This window comes from Shewanella sp. 4t3-1-2LB (assembly GCF_017368415.1).
Classification (GTDB): domain Bacteria; phylum Pseudomonadota; class Gammaproteobacteria; order Enterobacterales; family Shewanellaceae; genus Shewanella; species Shewanella fodinae.
Map to the genome: position 1 here is coordinate 1 of NZ_JAFNJD010000096.1, position 2,442 is coordinate 2,442.

The 2,442-nt window shown below is 50.4% G+C and carries 2 rRNA genes; both read left to right on the forward strand.

From position 1 onward, the window contains the following. A 16S ribosomal RNA gene (locus J3L11_RS18675) occupies positions 1-662 on the forward strand; the annotation flags it as partial. Positions 663-1,050: 388 nt separating this feature from the next. Continuing rightward, positions 1,051-2,442, forward strand: a 23S ribosomal RNA gene (locus J3L11_RS18680); the annotation flags it as partial.

Sequence of the window (2,442 nt, forward strand, 5' to 3'; positions counted from 1 at the left end):
CCTGGGGAGTACGGCCGCAAGGTTAAAACTCAAATGAATTGACGGGGGCCCGCACAAGCGGTGGAGCATGTGGTTTAATTCGATGCAACGCGAAGAACCTTACCTACTCTTGACATCCAGAGAACTTTCCAGAGATGGATTGGTGCCTTCGGGAACTCTGAGACAGGTGCTGCATGGCTGTCGTCAGCTCGTGTTGTGAAATGTTGGGTTAAGTCCCGCAACGAGCGCAACCCTTATCCTTACTTGCCAGCGGGTAATGCCGGGAACTGTAGGGAGACTGCCGGTGATAAACCGGAGGAAGGTGGGGACGACGTCAAGTCATCATGGCCCTTACGAGTAGGGCTACACACGTGCTACAATGGACAGTACAGAGGGAAGCAAAGCGGCGACGTGGAGCGGAACCCAAAAAGCTGTTCGTAGTCCGGATTGGAGTCTGCAACTCGACTCCATGAAGTCGGAATCGCTAGTAATCGTGGATCAGAATGCCACGGTGAATACGTTCCCGGGCCTTGTACACACCGCCCGTCACACCATGGGAGTGGTTTGCAAAAGAAGTAGCTAGCTTAACCTTCGGGGGGGCGGTTACCACTTTGTGGATCATGACTGGGGTGAAGTCGTAACAAGGTAGCCCTAGGGGAACCTGGGGCTGGATCACCTCCTTACCTAAACGATGAAATTTGTTGTGAGTGTTCACACAGATAGGTTTGTCTCAAACCGGCATTACGGAAGTGATGTTTGTTCTTTAACAATTTGGAAAGCTGATAGTAGAGATTAAATAGCGATATTTAATCGAAATGAGTTCTCAAAATACTTCAATCAAGTGTTTTGTGATCCTAGTGTTTCAGCGATGAAACACATCAAGGCGAAAGAAAAACCAATATGGGTCGTTGAGCAATCAACCTAATATTTCTAAGCGCAGTCAGTCACTGGTCTGGCAAGGCCATCAGCAGAGCAACGAAAGCGTGTAGATAAGCTACATGATTGAGGCGCGAAGCTGATAACACCGCCAGGACAGAAGAGAGACAAGCGAGAGACCTATCCGGGTTGTATGGTTAAGCGACTAAGCGTATACGGTGGATGCCTTGGCAGTCAGAGGCGATGAAGGACGTGTTAATCTGCGAAAAGCTGTGGTGAGGTGATAAAACCCGTTGAGCCACAGATATCCGAATGGGGCAACCCAGCTGCATAAGCAGCTATCTGCATGTGAATCCATAGCATGCAGAGGCGAACCGGGAGAACTGAAACATCTAAGTACCCCGAGGAAAAGAAATCAACCGAGATTCCCCTAGTAGCGGCGAGCGAACGGGGAGTAGCCCTTAAGTCATTGGGGTGTTAGTGGAAGGTGTTGGAAAGCACCACGGTACAGGGTGATAGTCCCGTACACGACAACTAACCGATGATGAAAACGAGTAAGGCGACACACGTGGTATGTTGTCTGAAGATGGGGGGACCATCCTCCAAGGCTAAATACTCCTGACTGACCGATAGTGAACCAGTACCGTGAGGGAAAGGCGAAAAGAACCCCAGTGAGGGGAGTGAAATAGAACCTGAAACCGTATACGTACAAGCAGTGGGAGCGGTCCTTGAGACCGTGACTGCGTACCTTTTGTATAATGGGTCAGCGACTTACATTTAGTAGCGAGGTTAAGCGAATAGCGGAGCCGTAGGGAAACCGAGTGTTAACTGCGCGAATAGTTGCTAGGTGTAGACCCGAACCCCGGTGATCTAGCCATGGGCAGGTTGAAGATTGAGTAACATCAATTGGAGGACCGAACACACGTCTGTTGAAAAAGACGGTGATGACCTGTGGCTGGGGGTGAAAGGCCAATCAAACCGGGAGATATCTGGTTCTCCTCGAAAGCTATTTAGGTAGCGCCTCGAGCGAATACCATTGGGGGTAGAGCACTGTTAAGACTAGGGGGTCATCCCGACTTACCAACTCTTTGCAAACTCCGAATACCAATGAGTACTACTCGGGAGACAGACGGCGGGTGCTAACGTCCGTCGTCAAAAGGGAAACAACCCAGACCGTCAGCTAAGGTCCCAAAGTTATTGCTAAGTGGGAAACGATGTGGGAAGGCTTAGACAGCTAGGATGTTGGCTTAGAAGCAGCCATCATTTAAAGAAAGCGTAATAGCTCACTAGTCGAGTCGGCCTGCGCGGAAGATGTAACGGGGCTAAGCAATACACCGAAGCTACGGGTTCACACTATGTGTGAGCGGTAGAGGAGCGTTCTGTAAGCGGATGAAGGTGAAGGGGTAACCCACACTGGACGTATCAGAAGTGCGAATGCTGACATGAGTAACGATAATGGGGGTGAAAAACCTCCACGCCGAAAGACCAAGGGTTCCTGTCCAACGTTAATCGGGGCAGGGTGAGTCGACCCCTAAGGCGAGGCCGAAAGGCGTAGTCGATGGGAAACGGGTTAATATTCCCGTACTT